The organism is Phytobacter sp. SCO41, from assembly GCF_003073275.1.
Classification (GTDB): domain Bacteria; phylum Pseudomonadota; class Gammaproteobacteria; order Enterobacterales; family Enterobacteriaceae; genus Phytobacter; species Phytobacter diazotrophicus.
On the sequence record NZ_CP027225.1, the window covers coordinates 255,712 to 282,075 of the forward strand.

General features: G+C 51.9%; 22 protein-coding genes. 11 read left to right on the plus strand and 11 right to left on the minus strand.

All coding sequences use genetic code 11. The features are described from left to right. Positions 1–167: 167 nt before the first annotated feature. Complete coding sequence (locus tag C5523_RS01180; RefSeq protein ID WP_039080224.1) at positions 168–1,661, plus strand: pitrilysin family protein; 1,494 nt, start codon at positions 168–170, stop codon at positions 1,659–1,661. Positions 1,662–1,861: 200 nt separating this feature from the next. Here the strand turns inward: C5523_RS01180 and C5523_RS01185 are convergent, their stop codons facing one another. Continuing rightward, a complete protein-coding gene (locus tag C5523_RS01185) occupies positions 1,862–2,791 on the minus strand; it encodes a sugar kinase (protein WP_039080225.1) in 930 nt (309 codons plus the stop codon). Between the two features lie 231 nt (positions 2,792–3,022). Between C5523_RS01185 and pdeH the strand changes: the two genes are divergently transcribed. Both pdeH and C5523_RS01195 read left to right on the plus strand, forming a co-directional pair. Next, positions 3,023–3,793, plus strand: a complete 771-nt coding sequence (pdeH, locus tag C5523_RS01190) for a cyclic-guanylate-specific phosphodiesterase (protein ID WP_039080226.1) — start codon at positions 3,023–3,025, stop codon at positions 3,791–3,793. Between the two features lie 72 nt (positions 3,794–3,865). Beyond that, the gene (locus C5523_RS01195; RefSeq protein WP_079496945.1) at positions 3,866–5,920 is read left to right on the plus strand and encodes an AsmA family protein; all 2,055 of its coding nucleotides are present in this window, start codon (positions 3,866–3,868) and stop codon (positions 5,918–5,920) included. 137 nt (positions 5,921–6,057) lie between these two features. Here the strand turns inward: C5523_RS01195 and C5523_RS01200 are convergent, their stop codons facing one another. The 3 genes from C5523_RS01200 to C5523_RS01210 all read right to left on the minus strand — a co-directional run bounded on the left by C5523_RS01200 (position 6,058) and on the right by C5523_RS01210 (position 9,633). Next, positions 6,058–7,374 (minus strand): MFS transporter, encoded by a 1,317-nt coding sequence (locus C5523_RS01200; protein ID WP_039080228.1) that lies wholly within the window; start codon positions 7,372–7,374, stop codon positions 6,058–6,060. A gap of 262 nt (positions 7,375–7,636) precedes the next feature. Beyond that, positions 7,637–8,680, minus strand: a complete 1,044-nt coding sequence (yhjD, locus tag C5523_RS01205; protein WP_039080229.1) for an inner membrane protein YhjD — start codon at positions 8,678–8,680, stop codon at positions 7,637–7,639. Between the two features lie 53 nt (positions 8,681–8,733). After that, positions 8,734–9,633, minus strand: coding sequence for a LysR family transcriptional regulator (locus C5523_RS01210; RefSeq protein WP_071195020.1), 900 nt, complete (start codon positions 9,631–9,633; stop codon positions 8,734–8,736). Positions 9,634–9,751: 118 nt separating this feature from the next. Between C5523_RS01210 and C5523_RS01215 the strand changes: the two genes are divergently transcribed. Then, the gene (locus C5523_RS01215) at positions 9,752–10,510 is read left to right on the plus strand and encodes an SDR family NAD(P)-dependent oxidoreductase (protein WP_108700481.1); all 759 of its coding nucleotides are present in this window, start codon (positions 9,752–9,754) and stop codon (positions 10,508–10,510) included. An 88-nt stretch (positions 10,511–10,598) separates the two neighbouring features. Here C5523_RS01215 and C5523_RS01220 read toward each other — a convergent pair whose 3' ends face one another. Together C5523_RS01220 and C5523_RS01225 are read right to left on the minus strand one after the other, a co-directional pair. Further along, positions 10,599–10,997: a YdeI family stress tolerance OB fold protein gene (locus C5523_RS01220; RefSeq protein ID WP_039080232.1), complete on the minus strand. Its 399-nt coding sequence runs from the start codon at positions 10,995–10,997 to the stop codon at positions 10,599–10,601. Positions 10,998–11,064: 67 nt separating this feature from the next. Further along, positions 11,065–11,601, minus strand: a complete 537-nt coding sequence (locus C5523_RS01225) for a GNAT family N-acetyltransferase (protein ID WP_108700482.1) — start codon at positions 11,599–11,601, stop codon at positions 11,065–11,067. A gap of 152 nt (positions 11,602–11,753) precedes the next feature. On the opposite strand from C5523_RS01225, the gene C5523_RS01230 reads away from it, so the two are divergent. Beyond that, entirely contained in the window at positions 11,754–13,343 is a 1,590-nt protein-coding gene (locus C5523_RS01230) for an STY4199 family HEPN domain-containing protein (RefSeq protein WP_079496948.1), read from the plus strand. A 13-nt stretch (positions 13,344–13,356) separates the two neighbouring features. Here the strand turns inward: C5523_RS01230 and C5523_RS01235 are convergent, their stop codons facing one another. Next, positions 13,357–15,006 carry an alpha,alpha-trehalase gene (locus C5523_RS01235; RefSeq protein WP_039080235.1) on the minus strand — a complete coding sequence of 550 codons (1,650 nt, stop codon included), beginning with the start codon at positions 15,004–15,006 and terminating at the stop codon, positions 13,357–13,359. Between the two features lie 252 nt (positions 15,007–15,258). Then, complete coding sequence (locus tag C5523_RS01240; RefSeq protein WP_107224337.1) at positions 15,259–16,164, minus strand: LysR substrate-binding domain-containing protein; 906 nt, start codon at positions 16,162–16,164, stop codon at positions 15,259–15,261. 156 nt (positions 16,165–16,320) lie between these two features. Between C5523_RS01240 and C5523_RS01245 the strand changes: the two genes are divergently transcribed. Beyond that, positions 16,321–17,082, plus strand: coding sequence for a sulfite exporter TauE/SafE family protein (locus C5523_RS01245; protein WP_071195016.1), 762 nt, complete (start codon positions 16,321–16,323; stop codon positions 17,080–17,082). An 82-nt stretch (positions 17,083–17,164) separates the two neighbouring features. Next, positions 17,165–17,569, plus strand: coding sequence for a GNAT family N-acetyltransferase (locus tag C5523_RS01250; protein WP_039080238.1), 405 nt, complete (start codon positions 17,165–17,167; stop codon positions 17,567–17,569). 101 nt (positions 17,570–17,670) lie between these two features. Here C5523_RS01250 and aguA read toward each other — a convergent pair whose 3' ends face one another. Both aguA and aguB read right to left on the minus strand, forming a co-directional pair. Further along, positions 17,671–18,753 carry an agmatine deiminase gene (aguA, locus tag C5523_RS01255; protein ID WP_079496951.1) on the minus strand — a complete coding sequence of 361 codons (1,083 nt, stop codon included), beginning with the start codon at positions 18,751–18,753 and terminating at the stop codon, positions 17,671–17,673. Continuing rightward, entirely contained in the window at positions 18,753–19,640 is an 888-nt protein-coding gene (aguB, locus tag C5523_RS01260; protein ID WP_039080240.1) for an N-carbamoylputrescine amidase, read from the minus strand. The genes aguA and aguB overlap by 1 nt, the downstream gene beginning before the upstream one ends. A gap of 144 nt (positions 19,641–19,784) precedes the next feature. Here aguB and C5523_RS01265 point away from each other — a divergent pair, with 144 nt between their 5' ends. From C5523_RS01265 to C5523_RS01280, 4 genes are all read left to right on the plus strand, one after another. Then, positions 19,785–20,681 (plus strand): LysR family transcriptional regulator, encoded by an 897-nt coding sequence (locus tag C5523_RS01265; RefSeq protein WP_039080241.1) that lies wholly within the window; start codon positions 19,785–19,787, stop codon positions 20,679–20,681. A 291-nt stretch (positions 20,682–20,972) separates the two neighbouring features. Further along, positions 20,973–21,959: a fimbrial protein gene (locus C5523_RS27195; RefSeq protein WP_155525380.1), complete on the plus strand. Its 987-nt coding sequence runs from the start codon at positions 20,973–20,975 to the stop codon at positions 21,957–21,959. 700 nt (positions 21,960–22,659) lie between these two features. Next, complete coding sequence (locus tag C5523_RS01275; RefSeq protein WP_172960867.1) at positions 22,660–23,643, plus strand: fimbrial protein; 984 nt, start codon at positions 22,660–22,662, stop codon at positions 23,641–23,643. Positions 23,644–24,282: 639 nt separating this feature from the next. Next, the gene (locus C5523_RS01280) at positions 24,283–25,275 is read left to right on the plus strand and encodes a fimbrial protein (RefSeq protein ID WP_172960868.1); all 993 of its coding nucleotides are present in this window, start codon (positions 24,283–24,285) and stop codon (positions 25,273–25,275) included. A 37-nt stretch (positions 25,276–25,312) separates the two neighbouring features. Here the strand turns inward: C5523_RS01280 and C5523_RS01285 are convergent, their stop codons facing one another. After that, positions 25,313–26,071: a glutamine amidotransferase gene (locus C5523_RS01285; RefSeq protein WP_108700486.1), complete on the minus strand. Its 759-nt coding sequence runs from the start codon at positions 26,069–26,071 to the stop codon at positions 25,313–25,315. Positions 26,072–26,364: the final 293 nt, after the last annotated feature.

The following is a 26,364-nucleotide window of genomic DNA, read 5'->3' on the forward strand; positions in this document are numbered from 1 at the left end:
ATTACCCCCTGGCCCGTCACAATTCAAAACGAATTGCCCGGGATTTTTCACTTCGCTGTGTGACATTTTGCGATTCGTGAGGTCTAACAGCGAAGTGTTAAAGTATCTTTAGCCTCCAGACATGTCGGGGCTGACTTTTTAACCAGGAACGTTGATCAGGGGTTCTCATGCAGGGCACAAAAATTCGATTGTTAACAGGCGGTTTGCTCATGATGGCAGCCGTCGGTTATGTGCAGGCAGATGCGCTCCAGCCCGACCCGGCCTGGCAACAGGGGACACTGGCAAATGGTTTGCAATGGCAAGTCCTGGCCACACCACAACGCCCCAGCGATCGCATCGAAGTACGTCTGTCTATTAATACCGGTTCGCTCACCGAGAGTACGCAACAGAGCGGCTTTAGCCATTTTCTTCCACGTATTGCGCTGACCCAAAGCGGTAGCCTGCAACCTGCACAGGTACGTTCACTGTGGCAGCAGGGTATCGACCCGAAGCGTCCGTTACCTCCCGCGCTGGTCTCGTATGAATACACGATGTTCAATCTGAGCCTGCCGAATAACCGCAACGATTTGCTCAAAGAAGCGCTGGTCTGGCTGTCAGACAGCACCGGGCGCCTCACCATTACGCCAGAAACGATTAACCATGCGCTGGCGAGCGAAGATATGGTGGCGACCTGGCCGGGTAACACCAAAGACAACTGGTGGCGCTATCGCCTGAAAGGGTCGTCATTGCTCGGCCATGATCCGGCTGAAACGCTCAAACAACCGCTGGATGCGAAACAGCTTCAGGCCTTCCATCAGAAATGGTACACCCCGGACGCGATGACGCTGATTGTGGTGGGTAACGTTGATAGCCGCGCGGTTGCCGAGCAGATTAACAAAGCGTTTGGCGATCTTAAAGGCAAGCGCGAAACACCGGCCCCGGTGCCAACCTTATCGCCACTGCCGCGTCAGCCAGTCAGTATCATGACGGATTCTGTGCGTCAGGATCGTCTTTCCATCATGTGGGATACCGCCTGGCAGCCGATTCGTGAATCTGCGGCCTTGCAACGCTACTGGCGTGCTGATTTAGCCCGCGAGGCGCTGTTCTGGCACGTGCAGCAGTATCTGGCGAAGACCAACGTGAAAGACATTGGTCTGAGCTTCGACTGTCGGGTGTTGTTCCAGCGTGCGCAGTGTGCCATCAATCTTGACTCGCCAAACGATAGGCTCAACAGCAATCTGGATATCGTGGCCCGCGAGCTGGCGAAAGTGCGCGATCGCGGCCTGCCGCAAGAAGAGTTTGATGCGCTGGTGGCGCAAAAAAATCTTGAGCTTCAGAAGCTGTTTGCCACTTATGCCCGCACGGATACCGACATCCTGATTAGCCAGCGGATGCGTTCGCTGCAAAACCAGGTGGTGGATATCGCGCCCGAGCAGTACCAAAAATTGCGCCAGAACTTCCTGAGTAGCCTGACGAAAGAAATGCTGAATCAGGATTTACGTCAGCAGCTTTCGCAGGATATGGCGTTGGTATTGCTGCAGCCGAAAGGCGAGCCGGAGTACAACATGAAGGATCTGCAGGCGAGCTGGGAAGAGTTGATGTCTTCTGGTGAGCAGAATGCCGCGCCAGCCAACGTGGATGATGCCCATCAGGATGTGTCGGATATTCCGCCGCAGCAGTAAGCGTTGTGGGTGTTCCCGGATGCGGCATAAACGCCTGCTCCGGGCTACCAAACGTTCAGACCGCACGAAATAGTCCCCTTTCCCTGTAGGCTGAGGAATCCCCACAAAAATGCGAGCACGATCGGTCCCCTCTCCTCTTTGGGGAGAGGGTTAGGGTGAGGGGAAAAAGACCTGCCCCGGACAGGAGGCAGGGAAAATCCTTAGTTCGGCATGGCGTCGCGTGGAATGATCGCGCCACGGTATTGAATTACCGTGCTGGCCGTTAAGTGGCCGCGTCTGGCAGCAGCTTCGGCATCGCCACCGGTCAGGCGCACGGCCAGATACCCGGCGCTGAATGAATCACCCGCTGCGGTAGTATCCACCACTTTCTCTTTTGGCAATTTCACCGCTGGCACTTCTTTCAGGGCTTCTCCCTGGATTGCGACCAGGCAGGAGTCCGCACCGCGTTTAATCACCACCTCTTTTACGCCCGCCTGCTGAGTGCGTGCGATAACGTCTTCCACCGGCTGTGCGCCCCACAGCAGATCTTCGTCATCGAGCGTCAGGAAAGCGATGTCAGTACAAGCGAGCATTTGCTGATAGACCTGACGGGTCTCTTCTTTGCTGGCCCACAAACGCGGACGGTAGTTGTTATCGAAAATCACCTGACCGCCGTTTGCGCGACATTCCTGCAGCAGTGACAGCAGCTTAGTACGGCTTGCCGGGCTTAAAATCGCCAGGCTGATACCGCTGAGATACAAATAATCAAAGGTCGCCAGCTCTTCACAAATGGCGGCAGACTGCTCGCTTTCCAGCCAGAATTTTGCCGCGGCTTCGTTACGCCAGTAGTAAAAGGTGCGCTCGCCGGTGTCATCGGTCTCGATGTAATACAGGCCGGGCAGTCGATTTTCCATGCGCTGAGTCAGGGTGGTATCGACGTTTTCTGCCTGCCAGGATTCCAGCATCTGTTGGCTGAAACTGTCGGTACCCAGCGCAGTAACGTAATGCACGGATAACGCCGCAGCGTCTACCTGACGAGCGATGTAAACCGACGTATTGAGTGTGTCGCCACCGAAACCGCGATTCACTTCCGCGCCTTTTTGTGACAGTTCAATCATGCATTCGCCGATGACGGCAATTTTCTTTGACATAGTCCGGAACCTGAATCAGATGAATTAACGGTAGTGTGCGTTGTGCGCGTTTCGTGGTCAACTATATTAAAACGACGTTCCATTATTTTTTTGACACAGAACGTATTCTCTGCTGATTCCGCAAAGTGCTTTTTCATTTTGCGTGGGTCATGAAGGTAAAGTTCTCACCTCAGGGGCCGATAACCCAATGACGAGAGCTCCGGGGCTACTCATTTTCAACAGGAAGAAGAAATGAAGTTAAAGCAGGTTATCCAGCGGCTGAACTACTCCGAGGCGAGCATAGAAAGCCTACAGGAACGTCGTTTTTGGCTGCAGTGTGAGCGTGCTTATACTTATCAGCCAATTTACAAAACTGATGGTCGCCTGATGGCGGTTGAGGTGCTGACCATTGTGACGCATCCGAGCCAGCCCGATCAGCGTATCCCACCGGACCGCTATTTTTCCGAGGTCGCGGTGCGCCATCGTGTCGACGTGGTACACGAACAGATCGCTCTGCTGGCCAAACAGAAAGACTTTTTCGAGCAGCACGGCGTGCTGGCATCCGTAAATGTCGATGGGCCCACGCTGATAGCCATGCGCTCGAATAAAGCATTAAAAGCCCTCATCGACACCGTGCCGTGGATCCGTTTTGAACTGGTGGAACATATCCGCCTGCCGCAAGACTCCACGTTCGCCACGATCAGTGAAATGGGACCGCTGTGGCTGGATGATTTTGGTACCGGAATGGCCAACTTCTCGGCGCTTAGCGAAATGCATTATGACTACATCAAAGTGTCGCGCGACCTGTTTATTATGCTGCGCAAGACGCCCGAAGGACGCAACCTGTTCGCGCTGCTCATTCAGTTAATGAATCGCTACTGCCAGGGGGTGATTGTTGAAGGTGTTGAAACCCTTGACGAGTGGCGTGACGTTCAGAATTCTCCGGCTTTTGCCGCACAAGGCTACTTCCTTTCGCGCCCGGTTCCACTGAATACGCTGGAAAACGTACTGCTGGAGCTCTGATCGCAGGGCACCCCTTTCTGCCAGCCTCGGCTATCTTTATGACAGGCAAGGCAATAAAGAAAGGGTGCCCGCATGACAAAAACAAGCAAAGCGATTATTGCTGTCACTGGAACACTGGTTTTATTGATTGTGGTGGCCATCATTATCATTGCCACCTTTGACTGGAATCGCATCAAACCGACCATTAATCAGAAAGTCTCTACCGAACTTAATCGCCCCTTTGCGATTCGCGGTGATTTGGGCGTGGTGTGGGAGCGACAAAAAGAGGAGACGGGCTGGCGTAGCTGGATACCCTGGCCGCACATTCATGCCGACGATATTGTCCTCGGTAACCCACCTGAGATCCCCGAAGTCACCATGGTGCACCTACCGCGCGTCGAAGCCACTCTCGCACCGCTGGCGCTATTAACGAAAACCGTTTACCTGCCGTGGATCAAACTGCAAAAGCCGGATGCGCGCCTGATCCGCCTGTCTGAAAAGAACAACAACTGGACCTTTAAGCTCGCCAGTGCAGAAAACAACGATCCCAATGCGCAGCCTTCCGGCTGGTCGTTCCGCCTAGATAATATTCTCTTCGATCAAGGGCGTATCGCTGTTAACGACAAGGTGAGCAAAGCGGATATCGAGATCCTCGTCGATCCGTTAGGAAAACCGCTCCCTTTCAATGAAGTCACGGGCAACAGTAAAGATAAAACGCGCGTGGCAGATTATGTTTTCGGGCTGAAAGCCCAGGGGCATTATAACGGCCAACCGCTGACAGGCACGGGGAAAATCGGTGGCATGCTGGCGCTACGCAGCGAAGACACGCCTTTCCCGGTGCAGGCAGATTTCCGCTCCGGCAACACCCGTGTGGCCTTTGTCGGCAAGGTTAACGACCCGATGAAAATGGGCGGCGTCGACCTCCAGTTGAAATTCGCTGGCGATACCCTGGGGGATCTCTACGAACTGACAGGCGTGCTGCTGCCGGATACCCCGCCGTTTGAAACGGATGGTCATCTGGTGGCGAAGATAGATAGCGAAAAAAGCAGTGTCTATGATTATCGCGATTTTAACGGGCGTATCGGCGAAAGCGACATACATGGCTCACTCACCTATACCACCGGTAAACCACGTCCGAAACTGGAAGGCGATTTGGAGTCTCGGCAGCTTCGTTTGGCCGACCTTGGCCCCTTGATCGGCGTGGACTCCGGTAAAGGGGGAGATAAAGCGAAACAGGCAGAGCAGAAGAAGGGTGAAAAAAATATCCAGCCTGCCGGGAAGGTGTTGCCTTACGATCGCTTTGAAACCGACAAATGGAACACGATGGATGCCGACGTGCGTTTTAAAGGGAAGCGCATTGAGCATGGCAGCACATTGCCGATAAGCGACCTCACAACCCATATCATTTTACAGAATGCGGATCTGAAACTGCAGCCGTTGAAATTCGGCTTAGCGGGCGGGACGATCTCATCCAATATTCGCCTTGAAGGGGATAAAAAGCCGATGCAGGGGCGTGCGGAAATCCAGGCGCGACGGTTAAAACTGAAACAACTGATGCCAAATGTCGAGCTGATGCAGAAAACCCTCGGTGAGATGAATGGCGATGCGGATTTCCGGGGGACAGGGAACTCCGTAGCGGCGTTGCTGGGCACCAGCAACGGTAACCTTAAGCTGTTGATGAATGACGGGCTTATCAGCCGTAATCTGATGGAGATTGCCGGGCTGAATGTGGGTAACTACGTTATCGGCAAGATCTTTGGCGACGATGAGGTGCGGGTGAACTGCGCGGCGGCGAATCTCGATCTGGTTAATGGCGTGGCGCGTCCGCAAATCTTCGCTTTTGATACCGAAAACGCGCTGGTGAATGTGACGGGTACGGCGAGTTTCGCCTCGGAGCAACTGGACCTGACCATTAACCCGGAAAGTAAAGGGGTGCGTATCGTTACGCTGCGTTCACCTTTGTATGTGCGCGGAACATTTAAAAATCCGCAGGCGGGGGTAAAACCGGGACCGCTGATTGCCCGTGGTGCGGTGGCCGCAGCGCTGGCAACGCTGGTGACACCTGCGGCTGCACTGCTGGCATTGATTTCGCCATCAGAAGGCGAAGCCAACCAGTGCCGGGCGATTCTGGCACAGATGAAAAAGTAAGAGATTGGTGCGGTGGTTGCCCCTCACCCTAACCCTCTCCCTCAAAGGGAGAGGGGACCGATCGAGTGAGCATCAGATGACGGGGCGGTAGCCCGGATAAGGCGTTGACGCCGCATCCGGGAAAGACGTAATGATCATTACAGCGACTGGTGTTTGGTCTCGTGAGTCAACAACAGCGCGGTCAGCGTCAGGGCTGCCATCGCCGCCAGATAAATCCCCACATACATCAGACCGTAGTTCGCCTGCAGCCAGGTGGCGATATAAGGCGCAACGGACGCCCCCAGAATTGATGACACGTTATACGAGAACGATGCACCGGTGTAGCGCACTTCGGTCGGGAACAGCTCCGGCAGCAGCGCACCCATCGGGCCAAAAGTCAGCCCCATCAGGCTCAGACCGATCAGCAGGTAAGCCATTACCAGCGCCGGGTTGCCGGAGCCTAACAGCGGCGGGAAGACGAACAGCGCAAACAGAATGATCAGTGTTGTAATGGCGATCATGCTTTTGCGACGGCCATATTTATCGGCCAGCAGCCCGGCAACCGGCACCATCACACCAAAACCAATGACCGCCATCATCAGCATCCACAGCACTTCGTTTCGCGGCATACCCAGCCCGACAGGCGAGGTGCTGAATGTCATGGAATAGACGGTCATGATGTAAAACAGCGTGTAGGTGGCCAACATGATGAAGGTGCCCAGCACGGTCACACGGACATGTTTGGTCAGCAGGGTGCCCAGCGGGATTTTCACCTGTTTTTTCGCGGCGGCGATTTTCGCAAATACCGGCGTTTCATGCAGAGACACGCGAACATACAGGCCAATCAACACCAGCACGGCAGAGAAGATAAAGGGTACGCGCCAGCCCCAGCTCATAAACTGTTCGTCGGTCAGTAACCAGGAGAGCAGCAGGAAGGTGCCGTTCGCAAAGAAGAAACCAATCGGCGCGCCCAGTTGTGGGAAAGAGCCATACAACGCGCGTTTGCGTGGCGGTGCGTTTTCGGTTGCCAGAAGCGCCGCGCCGCCCCATTCACCACCCAGCCCCAGACCCTGGCCAAAACGTGCCAGCGCCAGCAGCAACGGAGCCATCACGCCGATGGTTTCATAGCCTGGCAGCAGGCCAATTAATACGGTGGAGATCCCCATCGTCAGCAACGACGCCACCAGGGTGACTTTACGCCCTACGCGGTCGCCGAAGTGACCAAACACGGCGGAACCAATGGGACGCGCGACGAAAGCAATCGCAAAGGTGGCGAGCGACTGCAACGTTGCGGCGGTCGGGTCACCCTGCGGGAAGAAGATATGCGGGAAAACGATAACCGCCGCAGTGGCATAGATATAGAAATCGAAGAACTCGATAGCGGTGCCAATCAGTGAAGCGATAACGACTTTACTGCGTGAGTTTACCGGCGTGATTTCCTGCTCGTTGTCTAAGGTTGTGGCTGTGGCTTGCATAAAATTTTCTTATTTTTTGGCGAACGAACGACCATATTAGCCACAGCAAAAGCGACATTTCAATCTGTAACAAAGTGCGGAAACGTACAAAAACCAGGCAAAAAGCGGATAATTTTCAGACCTGCGATTTCGCTTCTATGAAATGCTTCACATAATTTCAATAATAGAATTTAAAACTGGTTTTAGGTTAAATAAAAGTTACGGCTTGGATATTAATGCTGAAATGATGAATTGGGCTGAAATATTCAGCCCAGTTAGGGATTTAGCGGTGTGTTTTGCCTGGCATCCGTGGATCGTCTTTGTAGTGCGCAGTGGCAATCCAGGCGGCGCAAAACAGCGTCAGCCGGGCAAAGAAGTAGAAGAACGCCATCAAACCCAGTACAGAACCAAAGGCGGCGCCAGAGGGAGATTTCACCAGCGATGGCAGCATGTAGGTCATCACAATTTTGATCACCTCAAAGCCGATCGCCGCAATAAACGTACCGCGAATCAACGCCTTTTTCCGTGGACGGTGGCGCGGTAGCCGCCAGAAAATCCAGAAGAACAACAAGTAGTTGGCGAATATAGAGATCGCCAGACCAATCAGTCGCCATGCAGGTTTCAGCCACTCAATATTATCAAGATAGAGGGCGGAGATAATCATCTGCTGCGCCGAACCGGCAATCGAGGTGATGGAAAGCGTGACAATCAGCGCCACCAGCAGGCCAATCAGCGAAATAAAATCGCGGAAGTACTTCACCCAGATTTTTTCCTGATCCTGTGGGTTACGCTCCCAGACATCCCGCGACTGGGCGCGTATCGCCTCGCGCAGGTTGCCCATCCAGTTAACGCCGGAGTAAAGCGCAATCGCCAGCCCGACAATCCCCACCGTGGTACGCTGCTGCACGGCGGTATTGATGGTGCTTTTCAGGGTTGTCGCCAGCGTCGGGTCGCTGACGTTGGTCAGGATCTTATTGAAAATGTCCTGCAATAGCGTGGGATGTGAGGCCAGCACAAACCCGGCAGCGGCAAAGGAGACCATCAGGATGGGGATCATCGACAAAAATGAGAAATAGGTGATGGCCGCGCCAAACTGGTTTCCCATACGATCATTGAAGCGTTCAGTGGCGCGGATCAGGTGCGCAATCATTGGACGGCGCTGCACTTTTTTCGCCACCTGGGTGACCGTTTCCAGCGGTGAGGGCGCCTTGTTGTCACCCGCGCTGGGAGGGGTGTCTTTCGTTGATGTTCCCGATGTATCCATTTTTCTGACTGGCTCGTAATCCAGATCCTGGGTCGGACGTTTTTCGCTGTTTTCCGGCGTCATCAGGGCAATTTTCCTTCTTTTTAACTCGCAGTGAATAAAATTATAGACTGCGTCTAATCAACGTAATCTTTCATCACTCCGGCCAGCCATTCCATAAACAGATGCACGCGGCGCGACAAATTACGACGATGGGGATAAATAAGTGATACCGGCATAGGTTCTGCACGATATTGCGGCAGGATCTCCACCAGCTTTCCTGCGCGTAGCGCTTCCCGCACGCCGACGCGCGGCACCTGGATAATGCCAAGCCCTGCGAGGCAGGCGGCGTGGTAGGTCTCGGTACTGTTGACTGTCAAAATGCCGCCGGTTTTCACCCACGTGGTCTGCTTATCGAGGCAGACTTCAAAGCCTTGCGGACGCGCGCCGAGGTTAAGGGCGTAATGCACAACCGCATGCGAAGAGAGATCGTCCAGACTTTCCGGGTAGCCGAAACGCGCCAGGTAGTCGGGGCTGGCGCAATTAATAATGGAAAGCTTACCCAGCGGGCGGGCAATCAGGCCGGAATCTTTCAGCGTGCCGACGCGCACCACGCAGTCAAACCCCTCGCGAATAATATCCACCAGCCGGTCGCTGCTGCTTAGCTCCAGTTCAATACCGGGATATTGCTGCAAAAACGCCGGTAGCCGTGGAATCACCAGGTTTTTCGCCACGGCCACGGGCATATCAACTCGCAACCGCCCACTGATGCTCGACGGATCGTGCAGAAAAAGTCCGTCAAGTTCGTCCATATTGGCGAGCAAATCTTTCGCCCGCTCGTAATAGACCATCCCGTCCTGGGTAAGCTGCACCCGTCGCGTTGTGCGATGCAGCAACTGTGTACCAAGGTGGTTTTCCAGCGCCTGAACCTGCCGCGAAACGCTGCCTTTAGGGAGGCCTAATGAGTCTGCCGCGCGGGAAAAACTCTCCAGTTCTGCCACGCGGATGAACAATTGCATTGCATAAATTTTATCCATCGAACGCATCCATTGTTGTTGTAAATGAAACAGTGAAGTGTAATTCAGCGCCTTTATTGTTTTATCACCAGCTAATAAGCTTTTTCCACAGTCAACACCCAACAAAACGAGGTTTCTTATGACACAACGTATCGCATTAGTAACAGGCGGCAGCCGTGGACTGGGGAAAAACGCAGCGCTGATGCTGGCAGAACGCGGAACCGCCGTCATCCTGACCTACAACAGCAACCAGCAGGCGGCTGATGAAGTTGTGGCGGAAATTGAGGGAAAAGGCGTGAAAGCGGTGGCTTTACAATTGAATGTCGGCGATGTTGCAAGTTTCGAGGCTTTCGCCCTGGACGTACAGCATCAGCTAAAAAACGTCTGGAATCGGGATACATTTGATTATTTATTAAACAATGCCGGTGTTGGCATCGCGGTTCCCTTTGCTGAGGCCAGTGAAGCGCAATTTGATGAATTAATGAACATTCATTTTAAAGGGCCATTCTTCCTGACACAGCGCCTATTGCCATTGCTGGCAGATGGCGGGCGCATCCTCAATGTCTCAAGCGGGCTGGCGCGTTTTGCGCTGCCAGGATACGCGACCTATGGCGCGATGAAAGGGGCAATGGAAGTGCTGACCCGCTATCAGGCTAAAGAGCTGGGCCCGCGCGGGATTTCCGTCAATATCATTGCCCCTGGCGCGATTGAGACCGATTTCCGCGGCGGTGAAGTCCGTGATAATCCGCAAATTAATAAACATATTGCCGGGCAAACGGCGCTGGGGCGCGTCGGTAAACCGGATGATATTGGCGGCGCGATGGCGGCTCTGCTGAGCGACGATCTGGCGTGGATGAATGCTCAACGCGTGGAAGTCTCGGGCGGGATGTTCCTGTAAAGGTCATCGTTTAACGTGGTTTAGCTATCGGTCTCAGACGTATGCATTACCATTTGCCCGGCGGCGTTATGCCACCGGGCGGTGAGACTTACTGCTTCTGAAAGTGGGTGACTTTGATTCGGGCTGGTTTCTGTTTAGCATCTAACGACCCGCTAATGCCCACCAGTTCGTCCGGGGAAACATTTTTGCCATCGAAAACGGCCATTGGGATATACACGTCAATTTGCCCGGTTTTGTCGCGGAACTGGTAGAGATCCTCCCCCGTTTTCTTCACGAGGTTCCCTTTGAGCGAAACGGAAGCGCCGTCATGCATGGTTTTCGCCTGTTTAATGGTCATGCTACGGGCATCTTCCATACCGCGATAGCCATCTTCCATTTTATGCGGCGGCGGCGGCGCCTTGTCCGTCTTTAAACCTGGTGCATCCTGCGCGAATGCCGCCATGGAGAATAATGCTGTAAAACTTGTTATCAGCAGAATCTTCTTCATATGCTCTCCTCTTTATTGCCAAAACACTGCCTAAGCCTGGCACAGAGAGAGGAAGATGACAGGTGAATTATCTGCTTTCACGGTATTCATGGTGCAGCAGACCAAACAGCCAGTCGTTATGCCAGCGCCCCGCCAGCCAGAAGGCTTCGCGTAGTTCACCTTCCTGCACAAATCCTGCTTTTTCCAGTAAACGTTTAGAGGCGTCGTTTCCTGCCGTTACGGTCGCGACAAGGCGACGAATGCCCCCTTCGGTGAAGGCATAGCGGCAAACCGCTTGTAATGACTCCAGCCCGTAACCTTTTCCCTGTGCCTGGGGGGCAAACAGAAACCCGACTTCGGCGCAGTCTGCTTCGTGATGGCGGTAGCCCGTCACCCCAAGCGGGGTTTGCGTGGCGTTGTCGCGCACCACAAGACATAACCAGTGCTCACTGCCGGGAGACCAGGCAGGCAGGCGGGATTCAAACGCCTCGCGGATGGCTTCCTGAGGGCGGTCTTCGGCAACATAACGCATGACCTGCTGATCCTGCTGCAATGCGAGGAAAAAAGACCAGTCTTGCGATGTTATCGGCGTGCAAATGAGCCGTGGCGTGACCAGCGTCGGCATAAAAATAGCTCCATTGTTTTTTTCGTGTTAAAACCGCTATCACTGATAATAATCATTAACTGGTCTATGTTTTAAGTATCCATAAATAAAGAAAAATTAACGTTTCTTTTTTTCCAGTTAATTATTTCACCGGTTGTACTTAAAGGAAAAGAATGACCCATACATCCTCGCAGAACCTGGGGGAACAATTCGAGCAATGCACAGGAATTATTCGTCAGGCATCGAAAGAAATATTAATGCTGCTTAATGTGCATTTTGACGAAGGGAAGGATCCTCGCTGGTTTCTTGAACAACTCGATATTGCACGTTTGAGCCTCGGCGGATGGGGCGCTGTCGCAAAACGGTTAAGGCTTAATGATGCGGAATTAACTCAGTTCACCTTACAGCTACGCCATTTGCAACAACTGGTGCCGTATTATGAAAAGGGGCAGAACGTTACAGAGAACCAGCTTATTGTCGCGCTGCGTTTCGTGCGCACGCTGGAACATCTGCGGGCGAAGCAGCCATTGCTGACCTATGCGACAACCCTCAATGCAGACAAAGAAGGGCAGCAGCAGGGGTTAAAACAGTTACGGGCGCTGGAGTTGATGCTCAAATCGCTGGTAACAAATGCCTGGCCGGATGCGTTGCGGCTGAGTAACCACCTGAAAACGCGATTTGGCGCCGATTGCGTTCGGCGCTGGTTGAAAGTCGGCGATCGCAACGATGTACTCAGTGGTATGTTATTTAGCGAACTGGCGCTGTTATTAATTGATAAGAAAGAATTTAGCCAGCATTATGCCCGGCTTTTTAACGATTCACCCGTATTGAGTCTGTTTCTTGAGCCGCGCAAAACATTGCAAACCTTTCTGGACGATATTCGGCAAATACGCAGCGCTGTCGTCGCGGGGCAACCGTTAACCTCGAACCAGTTGATGCTACTGGAGAACTATTACCCGCAGATTGCCGGGCCAGTGCAGCGGGCATGGGAAGACGGGCGCATACAGGTTAATCCCGCAAGCTTGCTGCGAGAGGCGGAAGATGATTTAGATACATTCTGGGAACAGGCGCGCAAGAAAGATCGGGCGGCGGGAGGTGATGCTATGCAAATTCGCGATGGAATTGAAAGGCCGGAAAAACGCGCCGCGCGTACCCGCGAGGAGCGTGAACAGATGCTTTCCAAAGCACTGTGGGGCGCAGTCGGCGTTGCGGTGCTGGTCATCGTGGCGGGAGCATTCTGGTTGTTTAGCGACTCATCAGTATCGGTGCCGGCGTCAGGGCAGGGGCGGATTACGGTGCCTATCTCTCAGGATAAGGAAAAAGCGACGCCCAAAGAAGAGTTGACCAAAATGGGGATCCCCCGCGATGAGAGCAACTTCCGTTCCGCAATCGACCGCAACGATACCCGCGTCGTGTCGCTGTTTCTCCGTACGGGCATGAGCTGGAAACTGTCGTGGACCGAGCAGGCGATGGCGAACGATTACACGGATGTGCTGGAGATGTTGCTGCGTTATCGGCTACAAATGGAAGAAAACCGCCCATGCCGCCGGTTTATCGAAAACATGGGGCATGAGATGGCTTCCGGCACGAAACTGACATCGCTGCGTAAGAATTACCTGCAGGCGTTCTGTACATCGGAACCCGTCGTGAGACGTCAGCGTTATGAAATGGAACAGGCGCAACTGCGTTATGAGGCTGCGCCTGACGATAACACGAAGAAATGGGCGGATATTCAGTCGGCAATTTATGATGCTATCGACTGAATCAACGGGGGAGCTACGGCTCCCCGTATAACCCGATGAGGCGACGAACCACACCGTTTGTCCAGCCAAAGCCATCCTGGAGCGGATATTCACCCCCACCCCCTTCGCGCGGCGTGCTGCTGGCGATATGGTATTTCTCAATCAGCTTGTGGTGGCGCTGGTAGAAATGGTTAACGGTGCGCAGCCAGTTATGGGCAATCTCGTCACCCAACGCGTCGTTGCCGTACAGTTTGAAGCCCTGAATCGCCATCCACTGTAAAGGCGCCCAGCCGTTGGGTTTATCCCACTGTTCACCGGTTTCATACTCCGTCGCCAGAATACCGCCAGGCGTCATCAGGCGCGTGCGCGTGGCCTCAGCCAGTTTATCTGCCTGCTCATGCGTAGCCATGCCGACATACAGCGGGACCAGGCTGGCAGCGGAAAAGAGCGCCATTTCGCCACGACGCCAGTCATAGTCGCGATAACAGCCTTTCTCCTCATCCCACAAGTAGCGATTGACCGCCGCCCGTCTGTCGCTGGCTTTAAGACGGAATTCCGCCTCCTGCTCCCGTTCACCTTTTAAGCCGGCAATATTGGCGATAGCGCTTTCCAGTTTGAACAGGAAGGCGTTCAGGTCGATGGGGATGAACTGGGTGGTGCGAATACTCGCCAGGCGATTGGCGTCTCGCAGCCAGCGTGACGAATAGTCCCAACCGGAAGCCGCACCCGCACGGAGATCCCGGTAGACCTCGTTAGCCGGGCGAGAAGAGTGCTTCGCGGTTTCCACATCCTCCAGCCAGGATTCATCACGCGGTGTGTCCCTGTCATCCCAGTAACGGTTGAGCAGGGATCCGTCAGGCATACGTACCGCGTGGCGATAGGCCTGGTTCGGCAGCAGCGACTCCGCGCCATCCATCCAGAAGTCATACTCCATCAGCAGATGGTCCAGGTAGCGTCGCGCGCCGCGCACGCCATCCTCTTCAAACAGTTCTACCATCAGGGCGAACACCGGCGGCTGCGAACGGCTGAGATAGTAGGTGCGGTTGCCGTTTGGAATATGCCCGTAGCGTTCAATCATCCACGCGAAGTTGTCCGCCATACATTTCAGCATGTCGTGGCGACCACTTTCCGCCAGCCCCAGCATAGTGAAGTAGGAGTCCCAATAGTAGGTCTCGCTAAATCGCCCACCGGGGACGATATAGGCCTGTGGCAGAGCAAGCAGTGATGACCACGGGATATGGTCCTGCGGCTCACGCGTCAGCACCGGCCATAGCTGGTCTATATGCTCTTTGAGGGAGTTTTCCGGGTCCGAAACGTATTCACTGCCATAGGTTTCCGGCATCCAGAAGTGCGCCTGAACAAACAGCCGCAGGTCAAAATCGGGTTTGCGCTTAATTTTGCGATAGCGGATTAAAATATCGAGCGGATCCATTTTCGGCGCACAGTCCGGGAATGTTTTGCTATCGGCAAAAATACGCGATGACTGCACGTGTTCAAACAGTTCAAGATAACGATCGGATGGGGTCAGGGCGTCCGAAGCGGGCAGCCCCTCGATCATTTCCGGTTCCGGCTCCGCGTCGATCATTTCAGCCAGTTTTAACTCGCAGGGATCGATTTCGTAGCGGGGTTCTTGTGCGATCCCAAATTCTACGGATTCAGCGCTGTGAAGTTTCTGGTTGAACATAATAATACTGGCCTCCGGAGGTCGTCGTAAGAGTTTACGGGTGTTTCCCGGCATATCTATAAGCTTAGACATTCGCTTCGATCTTTGGGGTGCAAAGCGTGCGCTAGATCACGTTTAGGCGCGGGTGGAAAAAGAGCGAAATCAATTAATTTTTATAATTTCAATCGCTTAATTGCCGCTCCTCCGAAAGCGAAACGACAGAATTCAGAACATTCAAAATGCAACAGGTTATGAATATTCAGGGCAATCCCTTTAGCCTGGTAACTTTCCCGCATTCACGCCAGTCAGTAACCGCAAAAAATTTAGCGTTCGCGGGTTATTTTCACTCTCTCGGGTGACGATCGCCATGCATAACTCTGCGTCATCTTCGGCAAGCGGGATAAATTTCACTCCCTTCGGCTTGAGCTGATCAATGGGTCTGGGTAAGACGGAAACGCCCACGCCTGCGCCGACAAGTCCAATATGCGTCAACACTTCCGCCGCCTCCTGGACGACATAGGGAGTGAAGCCCGATTTCTGGCACATACGCCTGACTTTATCCGGCACGGATGCGCCGGCCGTGTCGGGATAAAAGATGAAAGGCTCATCTTTCACATCAGTAATGGTCAGGGTTTCACAGGCGGCTTTGGGGTGATCATCAGGCAGCACGACGCAGAGCTGGTCGCGCCTGAGCACCCGGATATTCAGGCCATCGCGGGTGGTTCCTGGCGTGACGCGAATGTATCCCACGTCGATATCCTCATTGAGCAGAGCGGTGAATTGCTGCTGTGAGTACATCTCACTGAGCGTGACCCGAACCTCGGGATAGTGACGGCGGAAAGCTTTGAGCGGCGCACTGAGTTCATCGACCAGCAGCCCGGTGGTGGTAAACCCAATACGTAACTCGCCGCTTTTACCCTGCGCGATGGCCCGTAGCTCGGCGGGAAGGTCGCTGCTGAGTCGCAGCATCTCTCTGGCTTTAATCACGAAATGCTCGCCCGCTTCTGTCAACGCGACTTTGCGTCGGGTGCGATTGAATAACAGAACGCCCAGCTCTTCTTCAAGGGCCTGAATCTGCTGTGATAATGGCGGCTGGCCGATATTGAGCTTTTCTGCGGCACGGGTAAAGTGCAGCTCCTCAGCCACGGCCAGGAAATAGCGAAGGTGACGGAATTCCATTTATATTTCCAGATATATAAATACATAGAGATTTATATATTGGACAGGTATACATCGCAACCTTACCATTGCCGCCAGATTATAAATAAAACGCTATTCCACTCTTTAAAGGCTGCACCGCGCGTGCGGCCTGAGCGCTGATACCAGGGAAAACAGATGAGCAGTGAGTTATTGGTATTAATACCCGTGGCGTTTATTGCCGGGATTATTAATGCGGCGGTGGGCGGGGGCGGGCTGATTACCATGCCGACGTTTTATTCTACCCTGCCGCAGTTCACACCTGCCGAAATAATGGGAATCGACAAGTGCTCCTCCGTGATGGGGCACCTGATGTCTATCAAGCAATTCACCGCGCGCCTGCGATTGCCGTGGTCATTGATTTTGCCGACCGCAATAAGTGCGGTTATCGGCGCGTACACGGGCATTAGATTGCTGGATTTTATGCCATCCGACTGGATGCGTCCGATAGTGATTGTGGTGCTGGCGATCATGCTGGCGTACACCTGGTTTAAACCGCAGTTTGGTCATAGTGATACCAGCCGGGAACCCACCCGAGGTGATTTGGCGAAGGGCGTGCTGTTAGGTTTTGCGATTGGCTTTTATGACGGTTTTATCGGTCCGGGTACCGGCAGTTTTCTGCTCTTTTTGTTTATCCGTTTTTTCCATTTTGATTTTTTACGGGCAACAGCCTGCGCAAAGGTAGTGAATTTCGGCACCAATTTTTCCACGCTGTTCTTTTTAATTCCTAACGGGCTTATTCATTACGATATTGCGATACCGTTAGGGATTTCCGCTATTTGTGGTTCGCTGGTGGGCGTACGAGTTGCCCTGCGCGGCGGAAACCTGTGGATTCGCCGTCTTTTTCTGATTCTTGCCGCAACGCTGTTGATAAAGCTGTTATGGGAGACGCTGCATTAACGGTACATCAGGTTATCGAATGATCGGCTGATATCGTTGCGTGTTATCGTCTGTGTTTTCGCCATATTTGCGTGAGACGATAATGGAATTCGTGACGACGACCCTCGACAACTGCCTTGATATCCGCCATCCGGTTTTATGGCCGCACCTTCCGCGCGATGCATCACGGGTGGAAGGTGACGATGATGCGCTGCATTTTGGCGTGCTGCATAACGGTAAACTGGTGAGCTGCCTGTCGGTCTTTATGCTGGATGCCTCGGTTTGCCAGATTCGTAAGTTCGCCACGCTGGAAGCGTATCAGGGGCAGGGTTTTGGCGGCTTTTTGTTGCATTCTGTACTGGAAAAGATGGCGGCAGCCGACGTACATGACGTGTGTCTGGATGCACGTATCGGGGCCGTCAACTTCTACAACAGGTTCGGTTTCCGTCCCGAAGGCGAACACTTCTTCAAAAAAGGGGTGGAGTACGTGCGGATGGTGCGGGGGTAAGGGACCGATCGAGCAGGGAGAGGGGATCGATCATGCGGGCTGCGGGCTGGCTTTTCACCCTCTCCCTTTTAGGGAGAGGGCTGGGGTGAGGGTCTACGGAATTAACGCGGGATCTGCTGCGTAATGCAGTGAATATTGCCACCGCCGAGCAGAATTTCACGAGCCGGAATGCCGGTAATCAGGAAATCCGGGAACATCTGACGGAACAGCACTTCGGCCTGCGCATCGGTGGCCGGGTCCAGCAGCGGGTAAATAATATGGTCGTTGCTGACCAGATAATTCACGTAGGAGCCCGCCAGACGATTACCTTCGGTGCGCTCAATCGCCGTCCCTTTCTCAACGTCACAGGTCTCTTCTGCGCTGGCATACATCGGCTGCGGTGATGGCACTTTCCAGACTTTCAGCTTGCGGCCACGCGCATCCGTGGTGTTTTCCAGGACGTTGAGTGCCGCAACGGAACGGGCGTACTGCGGATCGTTCTCGTCATCGGTCCAGTGCAACGCCACTTCACCGGGGCGGACAAAACAGCACATGTTATCGATGTGACCGTCGGTCTCGTCGTTAAATACCCCTTCTGGCAGCCAGATAAAGGTCTCAACGCCCAGATACTCACGCAACTGCTGCTCAATCTCCGCCTGCGACAGGTGCGGGTTGCGGTTCGGGTTGAGCAGACACTCTGCGGTGGTCATCAGCGTACCTTCACCATCCACATGAATGGAGCCGCCTTCCAGAATCAGGTCGGTGTTGTAGCACGGCATCTGGTGATACTGCGCCACCTGGCCTGCTACTTGTTGGTCTTTATCCCAGCTTTCATAAAGGCCGCCGAGAAGACCGCCCCACGCGTTAAACGTCCAGCTTATGGCACGAATCTCTCCCGCCGGGTTACGCACCACGGTTGGGCCGGTGTCGCGCATCCAGGCATCGTCGCTTTCCATCTCCACCAGCGTCACGCTGGCTGGCATGGTACTGCGTGCTTTTTCCATTTCGGCACGCGGCACTGCCATAATGACAGGCGTCCTGCGGGAAATAGCCTCAGCCACGGCGGCGAACGCCTTTTGCGCTGGCGCACCGTTGGCGCGCCAGTTGTCAGTACGATAAGGCCAGCACATCCACACTGCCTGATGCGGTGCCCATTCTGCAGGCATGGCGAAGCCATCCTGACGTGGAGTTGTCAGCGCGGACATTATTTGCTCCTTTCGCTGCCGTCAGAGGTGGCGATGGTGCCGTACATGTTCGGGCGACGGTCGCGGAACAGGCCCCATGATGCGCGCTGTGCGGCAATCGCGTCCAGGTCAAAGGTGTGTACCAGCACGGCTTCGTCAGTTTTGTTGGCCTGCGCGACCAGTTCACCGGTCTGATCGGCGATGAACGATGAGCCGTAGAAGGTCATTTCCAGACCTTCGATGTATTTGCTCGCTTCGGTACCGATACGGTTAGAGGCGATAACCGGCACCAGGTTTGCCGCCGCGTGACCCTGCTGAACACGCGTCCAGTGCGGCTGGCTGTCGATGTCCGGATAAGCGGGTTCAGAACCAATCGCCGTTGGGTAGAAAATGATCTCCGCGCCGTTCAGTGCCAGGCAGCGTGCGGTTTCCGGGAACCACTGATCCCAACAGATGCCCACGCCGATTTTCGCGTAGCGGGTATTCCACACTTTGAAGCCGGTGTCGCCTGGGATGAAGAACTGTTTTTCCTGATAAGCCGGGCCGTTCGGAATATGCGTTTTACGGTAGGTTTCCATCACGGTGCCATCGGCATCGATCATCACCAGCGAGTTGTAGTACGCGTTGTTGTGTTTTTCGAACAGGCTTAACGGCAGCACAACTTCCAGCTCTTTTGCCAGGGCAGAGAAATGTTTGATCAGCGGACTGGTGGCCACTTCTTGCGCCAGCGCATAGTGTTCCGGGCTCTGATCAATACAGAAATAGGGAGCAGCGAACAGCTCCTGAATCAGGATAACCTGCGCGCCTTTGCTGTGTGCTTCACGTACCAGACGCTCAGCGTTGGCAACGTTTTTTTCCAGTTCCCAGGTGCAGGCCATTTGAGTAGCGGCAACCGTTACATTTCTCATGAGCGTCTCCATAAAAACAGATGTTGAAGTGTGCAGTTTATAAACACCAGGCGTGCTTACTTTACGTTGCAATGACTATAGCAATCTCCAGCGTTATGCATAAAATGTATTATTTGCATGAAATAATGAACAGGATGCATAGTCATGATGGATCTGAATTTGTTGCGCCTGGTGCCGATTCTGGCTAAAGAAAAAAACGTCACGCGGGCCGCGCGCAAAGCCAATATTACGCAATCGGCATTCAGCCATGCGCTCAATCGCCTGCGCGAGCAGCTTAATGATGAGATGTTTGTCCGTACCCGCAATGGTATGGAACCGACCCCTTATGCGGCGTCGATGATCCCGGTGATTGAAAATGCCCTGAGCAAACTGGAGGCGGCCACGCGGGGGAAAGGCAATTTCAACCCGGCCAAAGATCCGCACACTTTCTATATTGGCGCGGTGGATTACTTCGAGTTTATGTACATGCCCGCCCTGACGGCGAAATTTAAACACACTGCGCCGAATGTCCGTCTGTCCGTCGATATTCTCTCCGAAACCATTAAGTTTGAACGGGTGGAGCGCGGGCAATTGGATGCCTTTATTGGCGTGGATAACCTGCAATACATCCCGCAGTATTTTAATAAACACCCGCTAATTTCCGACCATTATGTGGCGATTGCCTCGCTGGAGCGTAGCGATCTGCCAGAACAATTGACCCTCAAACACCTGGTCACGGAAGCGCAAATTCATCTTCCGGCGGTAAGCTCTGGTGCGGACCATATTGATAGCTGGCTGCTGACGCAGCACCTTTATCGCCCTCTCACGACGGTAGTGCAGAGTTACGCGGTGGGAGGTCGAGTGGCGGTGGCGTCGGGTTATCTGATGTGTGTGCCGTATCGCATTGCGAAGGAGCTTGCCGCGATGATGCCGCTACGGATTATGGCATTACCCGAGGGGGCGCCGTCCTATGACTTAATCCTGTTAACGCATCGTTTATTTGATTATCAGTCGGCATTGCAGTGGTTGATTGAGGAGCTAAAGACGGTGCGGATGGATTAATCGGACTGAAAATTTACATGAGGTAATTATTATAGTATTCCGTATTATTTGTGTGAATGTATTTATTTCTAATATTGATTCATCGAATGTGTTTTTTAAAATAACAATCCATTTCTTATTTACATATCTTCCCAGCCAAAATACTTGACAGACAGTGTCTGGAATAGGTAACTTTCTCAGAAAGCAATATTATTGTTAGGGTGTGCTTTAAATGTCGAGCATATATAGATTGTAAAAATAATTCAATATTATTAATTTCCGTGGTGAATGCCAGGTCTCTTTAGGCAATTTATGAATAAAACAATGCGTTGCTTCCTGATTGTGCCATTTTTGCTATATGGGCTATTGCCGCAGGTTGCAATAGGGTTTGATTTTGTTCCGGACAATGCAACAACGACTGCGTATATGAATGCGTCTGCCTTTCCTGCGACATTAGGAAACATCACCTCTGCAGCCAGTGCTTCTGCGACGGTGTTGGCCAGTGGCTGGCCAAATAGTAATTCCAAGGATTCAGCAAAAATTAAGTCTGTGACAATAAACCCTGATCTCACTGCTCGCGGGTTCACTCTTCAGGTCAAGGTGGCTAACTCATCATGGATGTCGGCCAGTGCTGCCGTAGGAAAATGTGTTTGGGTGGATGCCAATTGCAGCATCAATGGATCTACCTCAACGCCTGTAAATAATAGGGCGACGCAAGCCATATCGGTGAGGTTATTAAGAAACAGTACGGCTGCTTATGACCCAATACCTGCCGGTACAGATATTGCGACTGTCATTTTATGGCATTTTTCAAGCGCGTATCCCTCGGGGCGGTCGAGTCCTGTAGCCACTTTATATTTTAAATTTGACGGTGCTGTTACCCCTATTATCCCCACCTGCGATATAACAAACTTTGATAGTAATGTGATAATGCCCGACGTCAGGCGTAGCGATCTGGTGAGGCAGGGTGCGGGACGATACACCGGGGTGACCAAAGAATTTAATATCAATCTCGCCTGTGGAAATATGCCCAGGGTGACCGTTAAATTTAACGGTGATAAAATGCCCGGTATTGCCAGCGAAGATGTTCTGGTGAATAAGCTCAGTGGCAACGATAATATAGGCATTCAACTTTTCTATAAAAGCAATGCGATGAAAATTGGTGAGAATATTGAATTATTAAGCGCGGCGGCTGACAGCGAGAATTTGAAATTTAACGCCTATTATTACTATAAAGGCGGTGCAGTACAGAGCGGCCCCATTAAATCCCAGACCGAGTTCACCTTTACCTACGAATAACCTGTTCCTTTTCTGGGGCATTATCATGCCCCGGCGCTTTCTGCTGTGGCGCCGCACGAGCCGTAACGATTACCGCACTGTAACATACCGAACTGCCTGCATACCTGCCTTTTCAACCACCTGACCCCCGAATCACAAACCCATCCCCTGCGGTCAACCCCGGCGCGGACCATATTGATGCTGGCTGCGGGCCCGACACCTTTATCGCTCTGGTGCAGAACTGCTGGCGGGTAGATGCGTGTCTGCGGGGGATCTGATCTGCCTGCTGTATCGCGAAATGGCTCGCCGTCTTATGACTTAATCCTGTTAGCGCATCGTTTATTTGATGATCAGTCGGTATTGCAGTGGCTGATAAAAGAATTGAAAGTGGTGAGGGTTGGTTAAAAGATAAAATACGGCAATTCATTTACGCGCCAAATAACTAATTAGGTAGTATTTATTTAAATTATCATTCAATTTATAAGAGGGTGATTTTTTTGTTTTAATTATCTGGAAGTTATATTTGACTGGAATGACACTTTGCTTGTGTGGTCTCGATGATGTAACTTTTGTTCTTTCTAATATTATATTTGCCTTGTTTTTTACCTGTTGTAAGTGCTTTTGGTTTTTTTAATGTTTAATGCAGCCATTTTTTTGAGGTATGCGTTGTGGCTTATGTATAAATTTAATGAATGTTCAAAATGGAAAAGGATTAAGGAAAATGAAAAGATATATTGTGATTTTTATTAGCACAGTATGGGTGGCTATGCTATTCATGCCAAGAGTTGCAATGGCGTTTGGTTGCCGTCCGTTAGAAGAAACCTATACGATGGCCGCTACAGGTATGCCGAAAAATTCATCAGATACCCCACTAATCAGTAGTTCGTTTATATCATCATGTTTTGGGCACGCAACCACAGATGAGTTGGATGCTTTGCGCATACAAAGTATCACAATCGATCCTGCATTCATGAATGCAGATTACACTGTTGAAGTATCGTTAGGAGGAGGTGCCTGGCAAACGCCTTCGGCGGTTAAGTATGCTTGTATTTGGCCTGGCGGAAATACGAATTATAATTGTAGCCCTGTTGCTGGTAGCAATAGCGGTAATACAAGGAGCATACGAATAAGGGTTCGCCGAACTTCTAACGCAGCCATTATGACTTCCATACCTGATAATACAACTATAGCTACTATCGTCACGTACCAGCGATCAAGCGGTATCTGGGGCAATTCAAATGGTCGGATGGGTATTACCCTAAGTTATAAACTTAGTGGTGAGATCAGTGCAATTGTACCAACATGCGATGTTAAAAACTTTGATAGTAATGTGATAATGCCCGACGTCAGGCGTAGCGATCTGGTGAGGCAGGGCGCGGGACGATACACCGGGGTGAGCAAAGAATTTAATATCAATCTCGCCTGTGGAAATATGCCCAGGGTGACCGTCAAATTTAACGGTGATAAAATGCCCGGTATTGCCAGCGAAGATGTTCTGGTGAATAAGCTCAGTGGCAACGATAATATAGGCATTCAACTTTTCTATAAAAGCAATGCGATGAAAATTGGTGAGAATATTGAATTACTAAGCGCGGCGGCTGACAGCGAGAATTTGAAATTTAACGCTTATTATTACTATAAGGGCGGCACCGTACAGAGCGGCTCCATCAAAGCTAACAGTGAATTTACCTTTACCTACCAATAATCTTTTCCTTTTCAGGGGGCATTGCCATGCCCCCTGTGGTTTATCATCACTGCCTGCTGTGGCGCCGCACGAGCCGTAACGATTACCGCACTGCCTGCATACCTGCCTTTTCAACCACCTGAACACCGAATCACAAACTCATCCCCTGCGGCCAACTCCGGCGCGGACCATATTGATGCTGGCTGCGGGCCCGACACCTTTATCGCTCTGGTGCAGAACTGCTGGCGGGTAGATGCGTGTCTGCGGGGGATCTGATCTGCCTGCCGTATCGTGAAATGGCTCGCCGTCTTATGACTCAATCCTGTTAGCGTATCGTTTATTTGATGATCAGTCGGTATTGCAATGGTTGATTGAGGAGTTTGAGCAGAGGAGCCATAAATTCAAATCATCCCTGTATTAAATTTATCTGTTTTAATCAAAATATTCACCATGTAAATGGTAAAAAGCCCGTGTTCTCATTAATGTTAGTAAATTATGTGTGCATATTCTTATTTTATTTTCGAATAACGGTAGATTGTTGACAGATTGTGAGCTTCTACGTAATTTCCTTAAACAATATTCTCTGCATCTTTCTGTTTTATATTATTTTGATAAAAGTGGTTTTTTATTGTTTTATTTGTGATTTCAAGGATGGAGAGAGTGATTAAAATAAATAGCTTAATGCGTTGTCTCATATCCGGCCTTTTCATTGGTTCAATCAGTCAGTATGCCGGTGCAGAGGAATGGACGGATTTTACGTGGACGAATACGGAAACCACGGTGTATATGAACGCTTCAACATTTCCTAAAACGCTCGGGAACATCACTTCTCCAGCGAGTCCTACGGCTTCCTTGAAAGCGACAGGTAGACCAACTGAAGCAATGAAAGACAGCGTTAGAATTTGGTGGGTCAACTTCAATCCTGAATTAGCCATTCGGGGGTTTACATTACAGGTAAATATTAATAATTCAGGATGGATCGAAGGAAATGCCGCTAAGGATGTGTGTGTCTGGGTTGATGGAGATTGCAAGCTTTTTCCGGGGCCCACAGTGCAATATGTCGACTATCCAACAGTACCCATTTCAGTCAGATTATTAAGAAACAGTACAACTCCCTATGACCCTATCCCACAGGGAACAAATATAGCCTCAATTACTATGAGGCATTATACGGGTCTGGTACCAACGGGCATAACGATGGGGAATCTTCACTATGTCTTCAATGGAGATATTGTACCCCTCGTTCCTACCTGTGATGTCAAAACGTATGATAGTACTGTGGAATTACCGGAGGTAAGGCGTAGCGATTTAATGAGATCACTTTGGCGTTATCAGGGCGCAAACAAGGAATTTACCATCAATATAGATTGCATAAATAATGTCTCTAAAGCGAAGATCACCTTTAATGGTGATAAAATGCCTGGCGTGGCAAGTAACGATGTGCTGAAAAATATGAATTCGGGGAACGAAAATGTTGGCGTTCAGATCATGTTTGATGACACGCCTCTCGAAATTGGAAAAGAAGTATTAGTCAAATGGTGGCCTTCTCAAAATACGAAGCTAAAATTTAAAGCCCATTATTTTACCAAGAATGGGAGTATCAATCCCGGAACGATAAGGGCTAAAAGTGAGTTTGTTATTACCTATGAATAAAATATTTAAAGAGGCATCGTAGGTGCCTCTTTATTGGTTATGCACTCTGCGCCAGCACTTCCTGCTGCGGTGCCTCACGATTAAACGCCTGATGTACAAAGCGGCGCAATAATTCTGTGGCTTCCGGCGAGGGCAAAACACCTGATAGCAGTGCCAGCGGGTCAAAGCCTTCTTCGGTCAGCACGGTTTCGCGCTGGCGAATCATGTCAGCGGCGATCTCCGGAGTGAACTCCGGGTGGAATTGTGTCGACATGGCGTTGGGTCCGTAGCGGACAATCTGGTGCTGGTCATGGGCGGATGATGCCAGCGCCAGCGCCCCTTCCGGCAGGCGAGAGACGGTCTGCATATGAGTCAGATGCGCGGGAAATTCACGCGGCAAGGTGCTCAGCAGCACATCGTTACTGGCATGCGGATGAAGTTGAATCGCCTGGCTGCCGACCTCACGCCCCTGCGGATGCCACTCCACTTCGCCGCCCAACGCATGTGCCATCAACTGGTGGCCGTAGCAGACACCGAACAGCGACATGCCAATCGACATGGCTTCGCGTACCCACCCGGCAGCGGCTTCACTCCAGGGGAGACGATCCGTCACCATCGCCCATGAACCGGTAATCACGGCCACACGGTTGGCATCCGGCGGCGGAAGCGCTTCGCCTTCAAACACGCGGATAACTTCTGTTTTCTCAAGAGGGTGCTGAATGGCACGACAGAACCAGGAGGGGATATCGCCGTGGACTTCACGAATAGACTCTGAAGGAAAACCTACTTGCAGGATAATTAACGGACGGTCTGTCATTACAACCACTCTCTTCCTCTGCTGAACATTTGTTCAACTATGCGCCGAAAAATTCGGCCTGTGAAGGGCTTAGCGGGAAGGGGATTGTAAAGGCGAAGCGGCGAGCGGGGCGCTTTACAGGCCCGTGCCGGGGCTATTCGTTTGTTTTAGTGGTGAAAAAACAAACACAGCACGGCTTATGCTTTTTTTGGCTATTTTTAGCTTTTTTACGCTCGCGGGGGTGAGTACGTCAGTTCATATTGACAGCTATGCCCTTAGATGGTTGTATTGTACAACTATTGATGCGAAGGGTC

What these genes read in the sequence shown, in the direction of transcription:
- C5523_RS01180 (WP_039080224.1), top strand. Translation starts at nt 168, where the DNA reads ATGCAGGGCACAAAAATTCGATTGTTAACAGGCGGTTTGCTCATGATG.
- C5523_RS01185 (WP_039080225.1), bottom strand. Translation starts at nt 2,791, where the DNA reads ATGTCAAAGAAAATTGCCGTCATCGGCGAATGCATGATTGAACTGTCA.
- pdeH (WP_039080226.1), top strand. Translation starts at nt 3,023, where the DNA reads ATGAAGTTAAAGCAGGTTATCCAGCGGCTGAACTACTCCGAGGCGAGC.
- C5523_RS01195 (WP_079496945.1), top strand. Translation starts at nt 3,866, where the DNA reads ATGACAAAAACAAGCAAAGCGATTATTGCTGTCACTGGAACACTGGTT.
- C5523_RS01200 (WP_039080228.1), bottom strand. Translation starts at nt 7,374, where the DNA reads ATGCAAGCCACAGCCACAACCTTAGACAACGAGCAGGAAATCACGCCG.
- yhjD (WP_039080229.1), bottom strand. Translation starts at nt 8,680, where the DNA reads ATGACGCCGGAAAACAGCGAAAAACGTCCGACCCAGGATCTGGATTAC.
- C5523_RS01210 (WP_071195020.1), bottom strand. Translation starts at nt 9,633, where the DNA reads ATGGATAAAATTTATGCAATGCAATTGTTCATCCGCGTGGCAGAACTG.
- C5523_RS01215 (WP_108700481.1), top strand. Translation starts at nt 9,752, where the DNA reads ATGACACAACGTATCGCATTAGTAACAGGCGGCAGCCGTGGACTGGGG.
- C5523_RS01220 (WP_039080232.1), bottom strand. Translation starts at nt 10,997, where the DNA reads ATGAAGAAGATTCTGCTGATAACAAGTTTTACAGCATTATTCTCCATG.
- C5523_RS01225 (WP_108700482.1), bottom strand. Translation starts at nt 11,601, where the DNA reads ATGCCGACGCTGGTCACGCCACGGCTCATTTGCACGCCGATAACATCG.
- C5523_RS01230 (WP_079496948.1), top strand. Translation starts at nt 11,754, where the DNA reads ATGACCCATACATCCTCGCAGAACCTGGGGGAACAATTCGAGCAATGC.
- C5523_RS01235 (WP_039080235.1), bottom strand. Translation starts at nt 15,006, where the DNA reads ATGTTCAACCAGAAACTTCACAGCGCTGAATCCGTAGAATTTGGGATC.
- C5523_RS01240 (WP_107224337.1), bottom strand. Translation starts at nt 16,164, where the DNA reads ATGGAATTCCGTCACCTTCGCTATTTCCTGGCCGTGGCTGAGGAGCTG.
- C5523_RS01245 (WP_071195016.1), top strand. Translation starts at nt 16,321, where the DNA reads ATGAGCAGTGAGTTATTGGTATTAATACCCGTGGCGTTTATTGCCGGG.
- C5523_RS01250 (WP_039080238.1), top strand. Translation starts at nt 17,165, where the DNA reads ATGGAATTCGTGACGACGACCCTCGACAACTGCCTTGATATCCGCCAT.
- aguA (WP_079496951.1), bottom strand. Translation starts at nt 18,753, where the DNA reads ATGTCCGCGCTGACAACTCCACGTCAGGATGGCTTCGCCATGCCTGCA.
- aguB (WP_039080240.1), bottom strand. Translation starts at nt 19,640, where the DNA reads ATGAGAAATGTAACGGTTGCCGCTACTCAAATGGCCTGCACCTGGGAA.
- C5523_RS01265 (WP_039080241.1), top strand. Translation starts at nt 19,785, where the DNA reads ATGATGGATCTGAATTTGTTGCGCCTGGTGCCGATTCTGGCTAAAGAA.
- C5523_RS27195 (WP_155525380.1), top strand. Translation starts at nt 20,973, where the DNA reads ATGAATAAAACAATGCGTTGCTTCCTGATTGTGCCATTTTTGCTATAT.
- C5523_RS01275 (WP_172960867.1), top strand. Translation starts at nt 22,660, where the DNA reads ATGAAAAGATATATTGTGATTTTTATTAGCACAGTATGGGTGGCTATG.
- C5523_RS01285 (WP_108700486.1), bottom strand. Translation starts at nt 26,071, where the DNA reads ATGACAGACCGTCCGTTAATTATCCTGCAAGTAGGTTTTCCTTCAGAG.